Genomic DNA, 15,382 nt, shown 5'->3' on the forward strand with positions numbered 1-15,382 from the left:
ATCGGCAAATAAGATATATCTTAGAGCTATCGAAGATAACGCGAGGACTCGTGACATGCACAAGGCATACAAGTGGCGCAAAATGCGCAGGATGGGTGGCTGGCCCTTCGTGGCGGCGATGATGGCGGAGGCGGAATGCAAGGACGGCCTCGGTGCATCGGGGAAATTCGGCGGCCCCGGCTGGACCTTCGATTTCGGGCCGCGTGGCGGCGGACGCAGACGGCGCCGGATGTTCGGTTCGGGCGAATTGCGGCTGGTGCTGCTCAAGCTCGTCGCCGACGAACCGCGTCATGGCTACGAATTGATCAAGGCGATCGAGGAGCTGACCGAAGGCGCCTATGCACCGAGCCCGGGCACGATCTATCCCACGCTGTCGCTGCTCGAGGACGAAGGCGCGATCGCGCAGGCTGCGGGAGATGAAACGCGCAAGGCCTATGAAGCGACCGATGCCGGTCGTACCGAACTCGATGAACGCGCCGACGAGGTCGAGGCGCTGTTCGAGCGGCTCTCGGGCCATGGAGAACACCGCCGTGCCTTTGCCACGCCCGAGATGTTTCGCGCGCTCGGCAATCTCGCCGGCGTGCTCAAGAACCGCGCCCGGTCAGGCAAACTCGATGAGGAGACCATGCGCGAAATCGTCGATCTGGTGGACGAGCTGGCCAAGAAGATCGAACGGCTCTGATCCGCTCCCGATTGCCATCCGCGGGCCAGGCGTTAGTCTCGCCCGCGGGTTCGCATGAGGGAGGGAACAACAATGAATACGAGAGCCAAGACGCCGTGGCACCTATGGGTCGTGGGGTTGGTTTCGCTGCTGTGGAACGGGTTCGGCGCTTACGACTATCTGATGTCGAAGGCCGAGAATCGCGAATACCTCGCCAGCATGATGGAACCCACCGGCGTGACCGTAGATGCGGCGATCGCGTACATGAATGCCATGCCATTGTGGGCCAATGTCGCTTGGGGGCTCGGAGTATGGGGTGCGGTCGCCGGCTCGATCCTGCTGCTCCTGCGCAGTCGCTTCGCCTTCCACGCATTCCTGCTTTCTTTGGTGGGTCTGGTTTTCGGAATGATCCACCAATGGACCAACCCGATGCCGGGAATGACAGACCCGACCACCCCCATCATCTTCACCTTCGTGATTTTCGCGATCACCTTGTTCCTGGTGTGGTACGCGCGCCGGATGGCGGCCACGGGCGTATTGCGCTGATCGCCTAGCCTGCGGCTGCGCGGGCCTCGCACAGCCGCAGGTAGGTGTCGACGATCGCCTGATTGATCGCATCCCACGAATAGGCGCGGGCCGCTTTCTCGCCGTTCGCCCCGTGCTGGAGTCGCAGCGCGTCGTCGGTGCAATAGGGGGCCAAGGCCTCGGCGCAGGCGGGGGCGAAGACATCGGGCTTGCCCGGCGGCACGAGCCGACCGGTCTCGCCATCCTTTACCAGGCTCGCCGCACCGGTGGCGCCGGCCGCGACCACCGGCAGCCCGCAGGCCATCGCCTCGAGCGTGACATTGCCGAAGGTCTCGGTGATCGATGGGTTGAAGAAGACATCCCCGCTGGCGAGCGCCATGCCAAGGTCCGTGCCAGTCTTGAATCCGGCGAAAATCCCGCCGGGCAGCGCTTTTTCGAACCAGCCGCGTGCAGGGCCGTCGCCGATAACGAGGACCTTGTGCGGGACCTGCCGCCTGCGCAACTGGACGATCGTCTCGGCGAAGACGTCGAGCCCCTTTTCCATCACCAAACGCCCGAGAAAGACGATCGCGACATCGTCGTCGGCAAGGCCCAGCGACCGCCGCCATTCGAGATCGCGCTTCGACGGGTCGAACACCGTCCGGTCGACACCGCGCGACCAGATGCTGATGTCGTCATGCATCCCCTGCGCCTTTAGTTCGTCGATCTGGCTTTGCGACGGGGCGACCAGTGCATCGCAGCGCTGGTAGAACCGCCGCAGGATCGCCTCGACCGCAGGCTCCAGAAAACCCAGGCCGTAATAGCGCGGGTAGGTTTCGAACCGCGTGTGGACCGAGGCCAATACCGGAATCTCCCGCTCGCGCGCCCATTTCAGCGCCCCATGCGCAGCCGGATCCGGCGATGCGAGGTGCAGCGTATTGGGTGCGAACCGCTCGAGGTCGCGGCACACCCTTTCGTCGATTCGCAGCGGCAATCGGTATTCGCCGCGTCCCTTCACCGGCATGCGGACATTGGGCACGTCGACGAGATCGCCGGTCGCCGGAAAATCGGGTTCGGCCACCACCGGCGAATAGACGCGCAGCGCCGCCCCCTGCCGCAGCAGATAGTCGGCCAGTCGATTGAGTGCCTGGTTCGCCCCGTCACGGGTGTAATTGTAGTTCCCGCTGAACAGCGCGATGCGAAGGTCGGTCACATCCATCGGGGGGCCTTTAGGGAGTCGGAACCATTTTGGCGAGGCTTCGCTTGTCGGGAACAAACACCGCTTGGTCGAAGCATACCTATTTCGCATTGACTTGCCGACAAGCAACTTTATTGCCGCCGACGGGCCACGCGGTCCCAACGCCGCGCGAGCTCTCTGCAAGGAGAGAATACATGACTGCCGAACCGACGCTCAAGCCTGAGCGCCCTTTCTTTTCGTCCGGTCCGACCGCCAAACGCAAGGGCTGGTCTGCCGCAAATCTCAAAACCGAATCGCTCGGACGCTCGCATCGCAGCGCGCTCGGCAAGTCGCGGCTGAAATATGCCATCGACCTGTCGAAGGACATGCTCGGCGTGCCTGAGGATTACCTGGTCGGGATCATGCCCGCTTCTGACACCGGCGCGCTCGAATGCGCGATGTGGACGATGCTGCGCCCCGACCGTCCCGCGACCGTTGCGGCATGGGAAAGCTTCGGCAATGTCTGGATCCAGGATGCGGTCAAGCAGCTCAAGCTGCCCAAGCTGACCACGCTCGACGCCGATTACGGCGAGATTCCCGATCTTGCGAGCATCCCGCAGGACAATGACGTCGTTTTCACCTGGAACGGTACGACCTCGGGCGCGAAGATCCCGGACACCGACTGGCTCGCACCGGGCCGCGAAGGCGTGACCATCAACGATGCCACCAGCGCCATCTTCGCGATGGAGATGGACTGGGCCAAGCTCGATGCCACGACCTACAGCTGGCAGAAAGTAATGGGCAGCGAAGCCCAGCACGGCATGCTGATCCTCAGCCCCAAGGCGGTGCAGCGGATCGAGGAATACGACCCCGAATGGCCGCTGCCCAAGCTGTTCCGCCTCAAGAAGGGCCGCAAGATCAACACCGGCATTTTCGAAGGTGCGACGATCAACACGCCCTCGATGCTGGCGACCGAGGACTATATCGACGCGCTCGAATGGGCGCAGGCGATGGGCGGGCGCAAGGCGATGTTCGAACGCGCCGATGCCAATGCCGCGATCGTGCTCGACTGGATCGAGGCGACGCCGTGGCTGCGCAACATGGTTGCCGATCCGGCCAAGCGCACCAATACCGGGGTGTGCATGGTCTTCCAGGGCGAGTGGTACGACAGCCTTTCCGACGAGGATAAGGCCGCCGTTCCCAAGAAGATCGTCAAGCTGCTCGAAGAGCGCGATGTCGGCTACGACTTCAACGGCTATCGCGATGCCCCGCCGAGCCTGCGCATCTGGTGCGGCGGTACGGTCGAGCAGGAGGACTTGAAGCGCCTCCTGCCGTGGATCGAGTGGGCCTACGAGCAGGTGAAAGCCTCCCATAGCTGACAACGAAGTGAGCCCCGGCGAAGGCTGGGGCCTCTTTCGGCCAAGCGCCAATCCGCATGAGGTCCCAGCCTTCGCTGGGTCTCGCGATTTAGGAATTTCCAATGACCAAACCCAAAGTCCTCATCTCCGACAAGATGGATCCCAACGCCGCGCGCATCTTCGAAGAGCGCGGCTGCGATGTCGATGTGAAGCCCGGCATGACGCCCGACGAGCTCAAGGCCGTGATCGGGCAGTACGATGGCCTCGCCATCCGCAGTGCGACCAAGGTCACGCCCGAAATCCTCGATGCCGCCGAAAACCTCAAGGTGATCGGGCGTGCCGGGATCGGCGTCGACAATGTCGATATTCCCTATGCCAGCGGCAAGGGCGTCGTCGTCATGAACACGCCGTTCGGCAATTCGATCACCACCGCCGAGCATGCCATCGCGCTGATCATGGCCGTGGCGCGCCAAATTCCCGCCGCCGACGCCCGCACGCAAAAGGGCGAATGGCCCAAGAGCGATTTCATGGGCGTCGAGGTGACCGGCAAGACGCTCGGCCTGATCGGCGCGGGCAATATCGGCAGCATCGTTGCCAGCCGCGCGCAGGGCCTCAGGATGAAGGTCATCGCCTACGATCCCTTCCTCACCGAAGATCGCGCGGTCGAGATCGGTGTCGAGAAGGTGGATCTCGACACGCTTCTCGCGCGTGCCGATTTCATCACTCTGCACACGCCGCTGACCGACGAGACGCGCAACATCCTGAGCCGCGAGAATCTCGCCAAGACCAAGCAGGGCGTGCGCATCGTCAATTGTGCGCGCGGCGGGCTGGTCGACGAGGAGGCATTGAAGGACATGCTCGAAAGCGGTCATGTCGCCGGAGCAGCGCTCGACGTGTTCGCGACCGAGCCGGCGAAAGAAAGCCCGCTGTTCGGCACTCACGGCTTCATCTCGACCCCGCACCTCGGTGCCAGCACCACCGAAGCGCAGGTCAATGTCGCGTTGCAGGTGGCCGAGCAGATGGCCGATTATCTGGTCAACGGCGGCGTCACCAATGCGCTCAACATGCCAAGCCTGAGCGCGGAAGAAGCGCCGAAACTCAGGCCGTACATGAAGCTCGCCGAAAACCTCGGCAGCCTCGTCGGCCAGCTTGCGCATGGCAATCTCACCAAGATTTCGATCGAGCGCGAAGGCGCCGCGGCAGAGCTCTCGGGCAAGCCGATCGAGGGTGCGGTGCTGGCCGGGCTGATGCGCCAGTATTCGGACACGGTGAACATGGTCAACGCGCCCTATCTTGCCAAGGAACGCGGGCTCGACATCCGTTCGGTCCGTCACGAGAAGGAAGGTGCCTACAACACGTTGATCCGGGTCACCGTAGGCACCGAGCAGGGCGATCGCTCGGTCGCTGGAACGCTGTTCGGTGCCGACGCGCCGCGGCTCGTCGAAATGTTCGGCGTCGGCATCGAGGCCGAACTGTCGGGGGACATGCTCTATATCGTCAACGAGGACGCACCGGGCTTCATCGGCCGCATCGGTACGCTGCTCGGCGAGAACGGCATCAATATCGGCACCTTCCATCTCGGCCGCCGCCAGGCGGGCGGCGAAGCGGTATTGTTGCTCAGTGTCGATGCGCCGATCCCGCAAGATATCGTCGGGCAGGCCTGCGCGCTCGAGGGCGTCAAGGTCGTGACGCCTCTGGCATTCTGACGATACCCCAGATCGTCATCCCGGGCTTGACCCGGGATCGCTCTCGGCTAGGCGCATGGACGAAAGCGATCCCGGCTCATGGGCCGGGATGACGAATGAGGAACAATGATCACACCTGACGACCTCCTGCCCGTCGGTCTCGAAGACGCTCTTCCCGACCGTGCCCGCGCCATCACAATGGCGATGCGCGCCGTGCTCGATGCGATGGACGGTCATGGATACGACCGCGTGCGGCCGCCGCTGGTCGAGTTCGAGCGTTCTCTGGCAGGGCGGATGGACGGTGTCGCCACGCGGCGGATGGTGCGCTTTACCGATCCCGACAGTCTGCGCACGCTCGCACTGCGCAGCGATATGACGGTGCAGGTCGGGCGTATTGCCGCGACGGGCATGGCCTCCGCACCGCGACCGCTGCGCCTCTGCTATGCGGGGGATGTCGCCTTTCTGAGCGCAGACCAGCTCGATCCCGCACGCCAGCGCCTGCAGATGGGCGCCGAGTTGATCGGTGCCGACAGTGTCGCGGCGGCGAGCGAGATCGTCTCGGTCGCGATCGACGCGCTGAAGGCGGCCGGGGTCGCCAATATCTCGGTCGATTTCACGCTTCCCGACCTCGTCGATACCTTGGCCGACAAGGCCATGCCGCTCGGCCCGGCCGAACGAGAGGCGGTCCGCCGCGAACTCGACACCAAGGACGCCGGCGGTCTGCGCGAAGCGGGCGGCGATGCCTATCTCCCATTGCTCTATGCCACGGGCGATTTCGACGAAGCGATCGACAAGCTCGCCGCGATCGATGCGGGTGGAGCACTGGCAAGCCGCATTGAAGGCCTGCACGCAATCGCCGCCGCAATCGGCGACGGCGCGCGCGTCACGCTCGACCCGACCGAGCGTCACGGTTTCGAGTATCAGAGCTGGTTCGGTTTCACGCTCTACGGCGAAGGCGCGCGCGGCGCGCTGGGACGGGGTGGTACCTATATGATCAAGGGCAGCGATGAGGCGGCGACAGGTTTCTCGCTCTACATCGATCCCCTGCTCGATGCGCTGGGCTCGACCGATGACCGCGAGGCACAGAAGCTCTTCCTACCGCCCGGACACGATCGCGATGCCGCTGCGCGGCTACGGGCCATAGGATGGCGGACGGTGGCTGCGGTTGCCGAGAGCGACGATGCGCAAGCGTTGGGCTGTTCGCACGTTCTGGAGGGAAAGGAACCCCGCGCGCTCTAGGCCGCTTTCCACTGCGGGTGTTTCTGCATCACTCCGGTGAACAGGTCGGAAGTGATCAGACCCTCGAGCCAGGCCTGCAGGTTCGGCAGGTCCTGCACATCGAACCAAGCACGGTCGGCATTGGCGAACTGGCGGATGAAGGGAAAAATCGCGATATCTGCAAAGCCGCGCTGCTCGCCGCATAGATAAGCGCCTGCCTCCAGTCTTTCCTCCAACGTGCGCAGGATGTCGAGAGCGGCCGCACGGTGTTCTTCCGGGTCCACATCATCGTAGCGGGTGGCGTATTTATAGCGGTCGAGATGGTGCTTGAAGGGGCCGTCATTGGCTTCGATCAGCGCCGGATCGTCGCGGTCGAGCCAGCCTTCGGGATCGCTCTGTCCCAAGGCCCAGCGCATGACGTCGAGGCTTTCCTCGAGGACCTCGCCATTCTCGCCTACCAGTACCGGCACCGTGCCCTTGGGCGAGGCCTCGAGCATCTGCGGCGGCTTGTCGCGCAGCACTACCTCGCGGTGCTCGTATTGCGCGTCGCTCACCGACAGCGCCATGCGGGCGCGCATCGCATAGGGGCAGCGGCGGAAGCTGTAGAGGATCGGCTCAGCCATCGGCTTCGGCATCCTCGCGGCGGCCAACGTGTTCCGCCCCGCGGGCTTCGGCCAGCAATTCCTGCCGCTGCCGCTCGGCATAGCGGGCGCGCTGTTCTTCGCTGCGTTCGCCGTGGCAGCGATGGCAGGATACGCCTTCCACGTAATGCTCATGCGCCATATCGGATACGCTTAGCGGGCGGCGGCAGGCGCGGCACAGCGAATGCTCGCCAACTTCGAGGCCGTGACCGACGCTGACACGCTCGTCGAACACGAAACATTCGCCGCGCCACAGGCTGTCGCCCTCGGGCACGTGCTCGAGATAATTCAGGATGCCGCCCTTGAGATGATAGACCTCGTCAACGCCTTCGGCGCGGGCGAAGGCGGTCGATTTCTCGCACCGGATGCCGCCGGTGCAGAACATGGCGATCCTGGGCGATCGCCCCTGGGCCTCGATCTCGGCACGCTTGGCGCGGAACCACTCCGGAAATTCGCGGAAGCTCTTGGTCTCGGGATCGATCGCGCCCTCGAAGCTGCCGATCTGCGCCTCGTAATCGTTGCGCGTGTCGATCAGGATCGTGTCGGGATCGGAAATCAGCGCGTTCCAGTCCTCGGGCGCGACATAGGTGCCGACACCGTCGAGCGGATCGAGATCGGGCTGGCCCATGGTCACGATCTCCTTCTTGAGCCGCACCTTGGTGCGGTGGAAGGGCATGATCGCGGCACGCGATTCCTTGACCTCGATTTCCGCGCAGCCGGGCAGACCACGCACATGGTCGAGGACCGCCTCGATCCCCTCGTCCGATCCAGCGATCGTCCCGTTGACACCCTCGCGCGCGAGCAGCAAAGTCCCGCGCACGCCCGCCTTTTCCATTGCCGCAAGCAGATCGGGCTTGATCGCGGCAGGATCGTCGAACCGCGCGAACTGGTAGAGCGCGGCAATGCGGATGGGGAGGTTGGTCTTGTCGTCGGTCACGCGGCGCCCCTAGCACCGCCTTGCGCGCGCTGCATCCCCTCGCATCATCCCTCGAACGACGCCGGATCGGGCCCCAGCCGTCCATCAGGATCGTCAAGTGCGTCGATCCGCGCCATCTGTTCGTCCGACAGTTCGAAGGAAAGCGCGGCGAAATTCTGTTCGATGTGGTCGCGGCTGGTCGATTTGGGGATTGGGCAGAGGCCGTGCTGGATGTGCCAGCGCAGCACTACCGCGCTGGGTGGTTGGCCTGTCTCGCCTGCGATTTGCTGGATCGCGCCTGCATCCATCCCGCCACCCTGGCCGAGCGGCGACCAGCTTTGCGTCACGATGCCCATCTCCTCATGCACCTTGCGCAGGGCCCGCTGCTGGAAGCCGGGATGCAGTTCGATCTGGTTGAGCGCAGGTGTCACGCCGGTTGCATCGACAATCCGCTTCAGATCCTCTTCGCGAAAGTTCGAAACGCCGATCGACTTCGCCTTGCCCTGGTCGCGCAGTTCGATCAGCGCCTTCCAGGTCTCGACGAACAGGTCCTTCTCCGGACAAGGCCAGTGGATCAGCAGCATATCGACATGATCGCGCCCGAGCCGCTCGAGGCATTTGTCGGCAGCCTTCAACGTGCGGTCGTAGCCCTGGCTCTCGTTCCAGATCTTGGTCTGGAGGAAGATGTCGGACCACTCGCCGATCCCTTCGCCGACACCGCGCTCGTTGCCGTAAACGGCGGCGGTATCGACGAGCCAGTAACCGACATCGAGCGCGGTCCGCACTGCACCCGCAGCCTCGTCCTCCTCGATCTGCCAGGTGCCGAAGCCGAGCTGCGGGATCTTGCGGCCGTCGTTGAGAGTGAGCGTGGGGTATTCTGCCATGGTATCTCCTTTGCCTATCAATCATGCAGTGGAGACTTGTTTCCGACGGCTTAGCTGCGCGAGCGCAGATTCTCCGCGATCCACCCGGCCGCTTGTTCGACCTTGGCTGGCCCCAATTGCGCCGCGACGCTGCTGCTCAGCGTGGCGAGATCGATCCGCGCGAGGCTGTCGCGATAGGCGACCTCCGCCCGTGCGAAGCCGGCGGCGATATTGCAGGGCAGCTTGCAGTCCTCCGGCCTGCTGGCGCAGGGGCCGTTCTGGCGGATTTCGGTGCAACGGAACATGGGTTCCTCACCATCGACGGCCAGCAATATGTCGAGCAGCGAGATATCGGCCGGCGGCAGTGCGAGGCTGTAAAAGCCGCTGCGGCCGCGCCCACCGTTGACGATCCCTGCGCGGGCAAGGGCCTGCATCTGCTTGGCCATATAGGGTTCCGGAACGCCGTGAAACTCGGCCAGCGCGGCCAGCGACAGGCCGCGCTCGGGCCACAGGGGCGCCAGCAGCGCGCAGGCGTGCGCAGCCCATTCGACACCCTTGTTGATCCGCATGCGTCCGATCCCTCTTGCGTGCAACTTTATAAATGGATATTAAATATCCGAATATAAGGAGAAGCGCGATGTTGGGCAAACCTGATGGTCTCGATCGGCTGATGCAAGCGGTGATCGCACTGGTCGGGCTTTTCGCGATAGCCAATGGCGTCTTCATGCTGACCGACCCGCTGGTCTGGTACGGTACGCTCGAGACCGTGCAGACGACCGGACCCGCCAACCGCCATTTCATCGGCGATATCGGCCTTGCCTATATATTTTCGGGTGTGGTGCTCCTCTTCGCCTCGGCCAATCTCGCGCTGCGCTGGGGCGCCGCGCTGATCGGGGTGAGCTGGCTGGCCGCGCATGGTGCTTTTCACGTTTACGAAGTCACCACCGGAATCTGCGCCCCCGACGTTTTCTGGGCGGATGCGCCCGGCGTGCTCGGTCCGCCGGTACTGGTCCTGCTGGCCGTAGGAGTTCAGATGGCCCGGCAGCGCATTTCGCCTGTCCCTCTGCCGAAACCCTTGTTCCTCTCCATCATGCGCAAGGTCGCCGGCAAGTCCGAACCCTATCTCGACGATCTCAACCGGGCAGGGGGCTTCGCAACCGAGAAGTTCCAGCACGCCATGTTGCTGTCCGGCCACCGCCATCACGCACCTGCCGCCCTGTTGCACATGGCCCGGCTGGGCTCGACCCGCGCGGAGGATTGCGGTCCCTGTGTCGAGATCGTCCGCCAGTTCGCCTTGGCCGACGGTCTCGATTCCGACCGCATCCAGAATGCGCTGATAGGGCAGCCGGAATGCGACGAGGATGCGCTGGCCTATGATTTCGGCACGGCCGTATCTTCGGGCGATGTCGCCGTTGCGGCGGAGCTCGGCGAGCGGATCGAGGCGCTTTATGGGCGAAAGGTCCGCACGGAGCTGGCGTTGGGAGCGGCCAGCGGCAGGCTGTTCCCCGCGATCAAGCGCGGTCTGGGCTATGCATCGGCCTGTGCCATCCCGCGCGCCGCCTGATCGTTCTCGTCAGCGCATACGAGTGCTTGCGCATGCCGCTTGACGTGCCACCTCGCGCCCCCTAACCCGCGCACCGCATTTGAAGCGGCTGTCCGCTTCTCCAATCCATCCCTTGGTCGAGTCCTGTCGAAGGACCTCGTGGATCCCCGGGCAGGGGAAAAGGCGTACTCATGGCAAATGTAACCGTAATCGGTGCCCAATGGGGCGATGAAGGCAAGGGCAAGATCGTCGACTGGCTGGCTAGCCGCGCGGATGCAGTCGTGCGCTTCCAGGGCGGGCACAATGCCGGCCACACGCTGGTGATCGACGGTACGACCTACAAACTCTCGCTGCTGCCGAGCGGCATCGTCTCGGGCACGCTGAGCGTGATCGGCAACGGCGTGGTGCTCGATCCCTGGGCGCTCAAGGCCGAGGTCGAGAAGCTCGAAGGGCAGGGCGTCGCCATCACCGACGATAATCTCGCCATCGCCGACAATTGCCCGCTGATCCTGCCGCTGCACCGCGACCTCGATGGCTTGCGCGAAACCGCGGCGGGCAAGGGCAAGATCGGCACCACCGGGCGCGGGATCGGCCCGGCCTATGAAGACAAGGTCGGTCGCCGCGCGATCCGTGTGTGCGATCTTGCGCATCTCGACCATCTCGAACCGCAGCTCGACCGACTCTGCGCGCATCACGATGCGCTCCGTGCCGGGTTCGATCAGGACCCGATCGACCGCGAAGTGCTGCTAGCCGAATTGCGCGAAATCGCGCCCTTCGTGCTCAGATATGCGCAGCCGGTGTGGAAGCGGCTCAAGAAGGTGCGCAAGGCGGGTGCCAAGATCCTGTTCGAAGGCGCGCAGGGCGTGCTGCTCGATATCGATCACGGCACCTATCCCTTCGTCACCAGCTCCAACACCGTCAGCGGCACCGCGGCTGCGGGCAGCGGGCTCGGCCCCAACAGCACGGGTTTCGTGCTCGGCATCGTCAAGGCCTACACCACGCGTGTCGGCAGCGGCCCGTTCCCGACCGAGCTCGACGACGACATCGGCAAAGGCATAGGCGAGCGCGGTCATGAATTCGGCACGGTGACCGGTCGCCAGCGTCGCGTGGGCTGGTTCGATGCCGTGCTGGTGCGCCAGACCTGTGCGATCAGCGGCGTCACCGGCATTGCGCTGACCAAGATCGACGTGCTCGACGGGCTGGACGAGGTTAAGATCTGCACCGGCTATCGCCTGCGCAACAACGTCTACGACTACTTCCCCAGCCATGCAGCCGACCAGGCCGCGGTCGAGCCGATCTACGAAACGATGGAAGGCTGGAAGGAAAGTACGGCAGGCGCGCGCAGTTTCGCCGATCTTCCTGCGAATGCGGTCAAATATATCCAGCGCGTGCAGGAACTGATCGAAACGCCGGTGGCGTTGGTTTCGACCAGCCCCGAGCGCGACGATACGATCCTGATGCGCGATCCGTTCATGGATTAATGAGGATTGCGCGGTATGGTGCATGCCATCATGCGCAGCCTCGCCTTTCTGTTGGCAATTGCTCTTGGTGCCGCGGCGATCCCCGCATCGCCCGCGCATGCGCAGCAGGCACGCGCGGGCGAACGGGCCGATTTCGTCCTCGTCGACAAGTCGGAGCGCAAGCTGTGGGTCTACCAGAACGGGCGCGTGATCCGCAGCTATTCGGGTCTGCAATATGGCGACCAGCCGGTCGGCCACAAACGTTTCCAGGGCGACGAGCGCACGCCCGAGGGGCGCTACACGATCTCCTATGGCAATGAGCAATCGAGCTATTACCTCAGCCTGCATATCGACTATCCCAATGCGCAGGATCGGGCCCATGCGCGTTCCAGGGGCCGCTCTCCGGGTGGGCTGATCTTCATCCACGGCCAGCCCAACGGCTTGCCCTTCGACGCGCGCGTGCCGGGCGACTGGACCGATGGCTGCATCGCCCTGTCCAATGCCGAAATCGCCGAGCTGTGGAGCCTCGTGCCCGACGGCACGCCGATCGAAATCCGGCCCTAGCCGCGTTCCTCCGACAGCATGGCGACCTGCAATTGCAGGCGCTTCAATTCGCGCAGCATGCTCAGCAGGTTCATACGCGCATAGAACCATTCCTTGATGAAGCCCTGCATCAGCAGGGCCGCAAGAGTTACCATCCCCCACCACACAGCATCTTCGAAACTGGTTGCGGTGAAGAACCGCCACGCGAGATAGAGAAGTGTAATGCCGAGCACGAAGGCGACGGCGAAAATCAGCTTGGACCAACCGCCCAGAGGCCCGGCGAGCACATCGCCCATCTGACTGAACAATCCGCGTCCTTCGTCGAGGCTCGCCAAGAAGGCCTTGTCGTCCGCGTCGAGCGCGCCGCGGATTCGGTCGTCGATATCGGTCATGTGTCGTCTCCAATCAGGGCCGCCTTCAACTTGCGGCGGGCGTGGAAGAGGCGCGTTTTGGCGGTGCCCACGGGGACCTCCTGCACCTCGGCGATTTCCGCGAGGGTGAGCCCCTCGACGAAGAAGAGTTGCGCGGCGAGCCGCTGGTCTGCCGGCAGCGCGGCGAAGGCCTCGCGAATGGCGAGCGCTTCGTCCGCCATGGACGCGACAGCGGGCTCCTGCGTGTATTCGCCGCTGTGGCGCCGGGCGGACTGGGCCTTGCGGATATGATCCGCGCAGCGCCGCCGCAGGATGCCGAAGGCCCATGGCGCGAACCGGCTGGGATCGCGCAGGGAGCCGATCCCGCGCAGGATCGAAAGCCAGGCCTCCTGCACCGTGCCCAGCGCCGCCTCGTCATCGCCGAGCAGCCGCCGCGCGGTACGGGCGAGTCGGGGCTGCCAGCGGGCCGCCAGTCTCTCGCCGGCGCGCCGGTCGCCCGCCTGCACCAGCGTGACGAGCAATTCGTCGTAGAGCCGTCCCGCTGGCGGTGATTTGGCGATCCGGCCCGTCATGTTTCGATAGTCGCAGCAGGGGTACAGATGGTTCAATCGCCATGGCGTTTTTTGCCCCACTTCTTGACGTGATTCACATTTGTTCTCACTATGTTCTCGATCTTCAAACAGGAGTGCGAGTCGATGCAGGCGAATTTCAACTACGAGCCGGTGTGCGATGCCGCCGGGTGCCAGCTCTCGGTCACGGTGCTGGCCGATCGCGATCACGTTCGCGCGGAAATGCGCGAGGATGCGCTGGCGGCCGGGTTCCGCATCCTCGATTGCTGCAGCCTTGAAGAATATGCGCAGGGGCCGCTCGCCGCCCTGGGCGATCTGGTGCTGGTCGATTGCGCGCAGGCGAGCGCGGATGCGCTGGCGCTGCTCGCGCGGCTGGACATGCGCGGGGGCAAGGCCGGGGCGCAGCTCGTGGTGTCGACCACGATGGGCGCGCTCGACGACGTATTCGGCTGTTTCTCGATGTCGGCTCCGCAAATCCTCGTCGATCCGGCGCGGGCCGAACGGGTGATCGCCATCGGTCGCGTCTTGGCGCGGATTCCCAATCTGCGGCTGCGCGAAATGGGCGAGGAAGATCGGTTGATGCTGCTCCGCCTGACCGAACAGGTCGGCCGCATTGCCGAGCGGCTCGAGCGGCTCTCGCCCGGCCAGCGCGAAGGTGGCGGCGCCTTCCGTTTCGAATCCCCCGCCACCGCCTGGCGCGAACAGGGGCAGGATTATGTCGTGGCGCGCGAGGGCGAGGGTCGGCCGCGCCTGCCCGATGCCGCGGTCGTCCGGCGATTGATAAAGGCGCGCCAGCTGCGCGCCCGCTATTTCGATGGCGAACTCTTCGCCGATCCCGCCTGGGACATCCTGCTCGATCTCGCGGCGGCGCGCGCCGAGCGCCAGCAGGTTAGCGTGACCTCGCTGTGCATTGCCGCGGGCGTTCCCGCCACCACCGCGCTGCGCTGGATCGGCCAGATGGTCGATGCCGATCTGCTGGTGCGGGTGTCCGACCCGCACGATCGCCGCCGCGCCTATATCGCGCTGGCCGACAGCACCGCCGATGCCATGGCACGCTATTTCGCCGAGGCCGGCGTTGGCGATCTGGCGGTGGTCTAGCCCAGCCGCAGGATCACGGTCAGCCCGTCTTCTGGCGGGTCGGCGGGCAGCGCCCGGCGCACGGCATCGGCGCGGGCGCGGACGAGCAGCGCTTCGGGCACGTGCGGATCGTGCAGCACGGTGTCGGCCATCCCCAGCGCGCGCGCCTGGCGCAGCGTCAGGTCTTCCGGATCGTCGCTCGCCAGCGTGAAGCCGAGCACCTCCTGCGGGTTCGCCTCGGCCCGGCCCGCGAGCCATTGCTCGACCGCATCGTCCCCTTGCGGCTCGAAGGGATCGAGCCGGCCGCCTTCCTGCAGCGCGGCATCGATCGCACGACGGCGCGCGTCGCCATCGGGATAGCGCGCGCGGATCGCATCGCGCGCCGCGCCGAGCGCCTGGGCAAGCGCGCCGAGCGATTGCGGCAGGATCGCCTCCAACCGCAGCCGCAGGTGCTTGGCGAGCCCGGCCGAAGCGCCGCCGGTGCTCACCGCGACCAGCACCGGATCGCGGTCGAGCACGCTGGGCAGCGTGAAGTCGCACAAATCTGGCCGGTCGGCGACATTGACCAGCAGCCCAGCGCGCTTGAGCCGCAAGGCCGCGGCCTTGGCCGCGCGTTCGTCCTCCAGCGCGACGAAAGCGAGCCTTGCATGATGCGCTTCGGTTTCGGGGCACGGCACGCCGCCCGCGCGTTCGACCAACCGCGCCTTGGCCGCCGCCATGTCGCCCGTACCGATCACGACCACCCGCTGGCCGCCGATCCGGTGGAAGAGCGGCAGGCTATGCATAGCGGGGATCC

17 protein-coding genes are annotated in these 15,382 nt (G+C 64.9%); 9 read left to right on the top strand and 8 right to left on the bottom strand.

Annotated elements, in window-relative coordinates; genetic code table 11:
• The first annotated feature begins 55 nt into the window (after window positions 1-55).
• Together ACQY4G_RS09090 and ACQY4G_RS09095 are read left to right on the top strand one after the other, a co-directional pair.
• Entirely contained in the window at window positions 56-682 is a 627-nt protein-coding gene (locus ACQY4G_RS09090) for a PadR family transcriptional regulator (protein WP_421990397.1), read from the top strand.
• A gap of 72 nt (window positions 683-754) precedes the next feature.
• Window positions 755-1,207, top strand: coding sequence for a hypothetical protein (locus tag ACQY4G_RS09095; RefSeq protein WP_067691357.1), 453 nt, complete (start codon window positions 755-757; stop codon window positions 1,205-1,207).
• Window positions 1,208-1,211: 4 nt separating this feature from the next.
• On the opposite strand, the gene ACQY4G_RS09100 is transcribed toward ACQY4G_RS09095, so the two are convergent.
• The gene (locus ACQY4G_RS09100; RefSeq protein WP_421990399.1) at window positions 1,212-2,384 is read right to left on the bottom strand and encodes a glycosyltransferase family 4 protein; all 1,173 of its coding nucleotides are present in this window, start codon (window positions 2,382-2,384) and stop codon (window positions 1,212-1,214) included.
• A gap of 173 nt (window positions 2,385-2,557) precedes the next feature.
• Between ACQY4G_RS09100 and ACQY4G_RS09105 the strand changes: the two genes are divergently transcribed.
• The 3 genes from ACQY4G_RS09105 (at window position 2,558) to ACQY4G_RS09115 (ending at window position 6,624) form a co-directional block, all read left to right on the top strand.
• A complete protein-coding gene (locus ACQY4G_RS09105) occupies window positions 2,558-3,721 on the top strand; it encodes a phosphoserine transaminase (protein WP_421990401.1) in 1,164 nt (387 codons plus the stop codon).
• 101 nt (window positions 3,722-3,822) lie between these two features.
• Window positions 3,823-5,406, top strand: coding sequence for a phosphoglycerate dehydrogenase (gene serA / locus ACQY4G_RS09110; RefSeq protein WP_421990403.1), 1,584 nt, complete (start codon window positions 3,823-3,825; stop codon window positions 5,404-5,406).
• 105 nt (window positions 5,407-5,511) lie between these two features.
• Window positions 5,512-6,624 carry an ATP phosphoribosyltransferase regulatory subunit gene (locus ACQY4G_RS09115; RefSeq protein ID WP_421990405.1) on the top strand — a complete coding sequence of 371 codons (1,113 nt, stop codon included), beginning with the start codon at window positions 5,512-5,514 and terminating at the stop codon, window positions 6,622-6,624.
• On the opposite strand, the gene ACQY4G_RS09120 is transcribed toward ACQY4G_RS09115, so the two are convergent.
• Genes ACQY4G_RS09120 through ACQY4G_RS09135 form a run of 4 tightly spaced genes read right to left on the bottom strand, consistent with a single transcriptional unit; the run spans window position 6,621 to window position 9,592 of the window.
• Window positions 6,621-7,226, bottom strand: coding sequence for a glutathione S-transferase (locus ACQY4G_RS09120; protein ID WP_421990407.1), 606 nt, complete (start codon window positions 7,224-7,226; stop codon window positions 6,621-6,623). The two genes, ACQY4G_RS09115 and ACQY4G_RS09120, sit on opposite strands and share 4 nt — an antisense overlap.
• Entirely contained in the window at window positions 7,219-8,181 is a 963-nt protein-coding gene (locus ACQY4G_RS09125) for a rhodanese-related sulfurtransferase (protein ID WP_421990409.1), read from the bottom strand. Before ACQY4G_RS09125 ends, ACQY4G_RS09120 begins: the two co-directional genes overlap by 8 nt.
• A 44-nt stretch (window positions 8,182-8,225) precedes the next feature.
• The gene (locus tag ACQY4G_RS09130) at window positions 8,226-9,044 is read right to left on the bottom strand and encodes an aldo/keto reductase (protein ID WP_421990411.1); all 819 of its coding nucleotides are present in this window, start codon (window positions 9,042-9,044) and stop codon (window positions 8,226-8,228) included.
• A 50-nt stretch (window positions 9,045-9,094) separates the two neighbouring features.
• On the bottom strand, window positions 9,095-9,592 hold the full coding sequence (locus ACQY4G_RS09135; protein ID WP_421990413.1) for an RrF2 family transcriptional regulator: 498 nt from the start codon (window positions 9,590-9,592) through the stop codon (window positions 9,095-9,097).
• 68 nt (window positions 9,593-9,660) lie between these two features.
• On the opposite strand from ACQY4G_RS09135, the gene ACQY4G_RS09140 reads away from it, so the two are divergent.
• The 3 genes from ACQY4G_RS09140 (at window position 9,661) to ACQY4G_RS09150 (ending at window position 12,590) form a co-directional block, all read left to right on the top strand.
• Window positions 9,661-10,587 (top strand): hypothetical protein, encoded by a 927-nt coding sequence (locus tag ACQY4G_RS09140; RefSeq protein ID WP_421990415.1) that lies wholly within the window; start codon window positions 9,661-9,663, stop codon window positions 10,585-10,587.
• A gap of 170 nt (window positions 10,588-10,757) precedes the next feature.
• Window positions 10,758-12,047, top strand: a complete 1,290-nt coding sequence (locus ACQY4G_RS09145) for an adenylosuccinate synthase (protein ID WP_421990417.1) — start codon at window positions 10,758-10,760, stop codon at window positions 12,045-12,047.
• Window positions 12,048-12,062: 15 nt separating this feature from the next.
• The gene (locus ACQY4G_RS09150) at window positions 12,063-12,590 is read left to right on the top strand and encodes a L,D-transpeptidase family protein (protein WP_291170114.1); all 528 of its coding nucleotides are present in this window, start codon (window positions 12,063-12,065) and stop codon (window positions 12,588-12,590) included.
• Here the strand turns inward: ACQY4G_RS09150 and ACQY4G_RS09155 are convergent.
• Both ACQY4G_RS09155 and ACQY4G_RS09160 read right to left on the bottom strand, forming a co-directional pair.
• The gene (locus tag ACQY4G_RS09155) at window positions 12,587-12,961 is read right to left on the bottom strand and encodes a DUF6768 family protein (RefSeq protein ID WP_291170116.1); all 375 of its coding nucleotides are present in this window, start codon (window positions 12,959-12,961) and stop codon (window positions 12,587-12,589) included. The two genes, ACQY4G_RS09150 and ACQY4G_RS09155, sit on opposite strands and share 4 nt — an antisense overlap.
• Entirely contained in the window at window positions 12,958-13,512 is a 555-nt protein-coding gene (locus tag ACQY4G_RS09160) for an RNA polymerase sigma factor (RefSeq protein ID WP_291175722.1), read from the bottom strand. The genes ACQY4G_RS09155 and ACQY4G_RS09160 overlap by 4 nt, the downstream gene beginning before the upstream one ends.
• Before the next feature lie 90 nt (window positions 13,513-13,602).
• Between ACQY4G_RS09160 and ACQY4G_RS09165 the strand changes: the two genes are divergently transcribed.
• Window positions 13,603-14,607 carry a MarR family transcriptional regulator gene (locus tag ACQY4G_RS09165; RefSeq protein ID WP_421990419.1) on the top strand — a complete coding sequence of 335 codons (1,005 nt, stop codon included), beginning with the start codon at window positions 13,603-13,605 and terminating at the stop codon, window positions 14,605-14,607.
• Here ACQY4G_RS09165 and ACQY4G_RS09170 read toward each other — a convergent pair.
• Entirely contained in the window at window positions 14,604-15,371 is a 768-nt protein-coding gene (locus ACQY4G_RS09170) for an NAD(P)-dependent oxidoreductase (protein ID WP_421990421.1), read from the bottom strand. The genes ACQY4G_RS09165 and ACQY4G_RS09170 overlap by 4 nt on opposite strands.
• Between the last annotated feature and the right edge of the window lie 11 nt (window positions 15,372-15,382).

Origin of the sequence: Qipengyuania sp. (assembly GCF_965277845.1) — a bacterium.
In the GTDB taxonomy this organism is placed as follows: domain Bacteria; phylum Pseudomonadota; class Alphaproteobacteria; order Sphingomonadales; family Sphingomonadaceae; genus Qipengyuania.

What these genes read in the sequence shown, in the direction of transcription:
- ACQY4G_RS09090 (WP_421990397.1), top strand. Translation starts at nt 56, where the DNA reads ATGCACAAGGCATACAAGTGGCGCAAAATGCGCAGGATGGGTGGCTGG.
- ACQY4G_RS09095 (WP_067691357.1), top strand. Translation starts at nt 755, where the DNA reads ATGAATACGAGAGCCAAGACGCCGTGGCACCTATGGGTCGTGGGGTTG.
- ACQY4G_RS09100 (WP_421990399.1), bottom strand. Translation starts at nt 2,384, where the DNA reads ATGGATGTGACCGACCTTCGCATCGCGCTGTTCAGCGGGAACTACAAT.
- ACQY4G_RS09105 (WP_421990401.1), top strand. Translation starts at nt 2,558, where the DNA reads ATGACTGCCGAACCGACGCTCAAGCCTGAGCGCCCTTTCTTTTCGTCC.
- serA (WP_421990403.1), top strand. Translation starts at nt 3,823, where the DNA reads ATGACCAAACCCAAAGTCCTCATCTCCGACAAGATGGATCCCAACGCC.
- ACQY4G_RS09115 (WP_421990405.1), top strand. Translation starts at nt 5,512, where the DNA reads ATGATCACACCTGACGACCTCCTGCCCGTCGGTCTCGAAGACGCTCTT.
- ACQY4G_RS09120 (WP_421990407.1), bottom strand. Translation starts at nt 7,226, where the DNA reads ATGGCTGAGCCGATCCTCTACAGCTTCCGCCGCTGCCCCTATGCGATG.
- ACQY4G_RS09130 (WP_421990411.1), bottom strand. Translation starts at nt 9,044, where the DNA reads ATGGCAGAATACCCCACGCTCACTCTCAACGACGGCCGCAAGATCCCG.
- ACQY4G_RS09135 (WP_421990413.1), bottom strand. Translation starts at nt 9,592, where the DNA reads ATGCGGATCAACAAGGGTGTCGAATGGGCTGCGCACGCCTGCGCGCTG.
- ACQY4G_RS09140 (WP_421990415.1), top strand. Translation starts at nt 9,661, where the DNA reads ATGTTGGGCAAACCTGATGGTCTCGATCGGCTGATGCAAGCGGTGATC.
- ACQY4G_RS09145 (WP_421990417.1), top strand. Translation starts at nt 10,758, where the DNA reads ATGGCAAATGTAACCGTAATCGGTGCCCAATGGGGCGATGAAGGCAAG.
- ACQY4G_RS09150 (WP_291170114.1), top strand. Translation starts at nt 12,063, where the DNA reads ATGGTGCATGCCATCATGCGCAGCCTCGCCTTTCTGTTGGCAATTGCT.
- ACQY4G_RS09155 (WP_291170116.1), bottom strand. Translation starts at nt 12,961, where the DNA reads ATGACCGATATCGACGACCGAATCCGCGGCGCGCTCGACGCGGACGAC.
- ACQY4G_RS09160 (WP_291175722.1), bottom strand. Translation starts at nt 13,512, where the DNA reads ATGACGGGCCGGATCGCCAAATCACCGCCAGCGGGACGGCTCTACGAC.
- ACQY4G_RS09165 (WP_421990419.1), top strand. Translation starts at nt 13,603, where the DNA reads ATGTTCTCGATCTTCAAACAGGAGTGCGAGTCGATGCAGGCGAATTTC.
- ACQY4G_RS09170 (WP_421990421.1), bottom strand. Translation starts at nt 15,371, where the DNA reads ATGCATAGCCTGCCGCTCTTCCACCGGATCGGCGGCCAGCGGGTGGTC.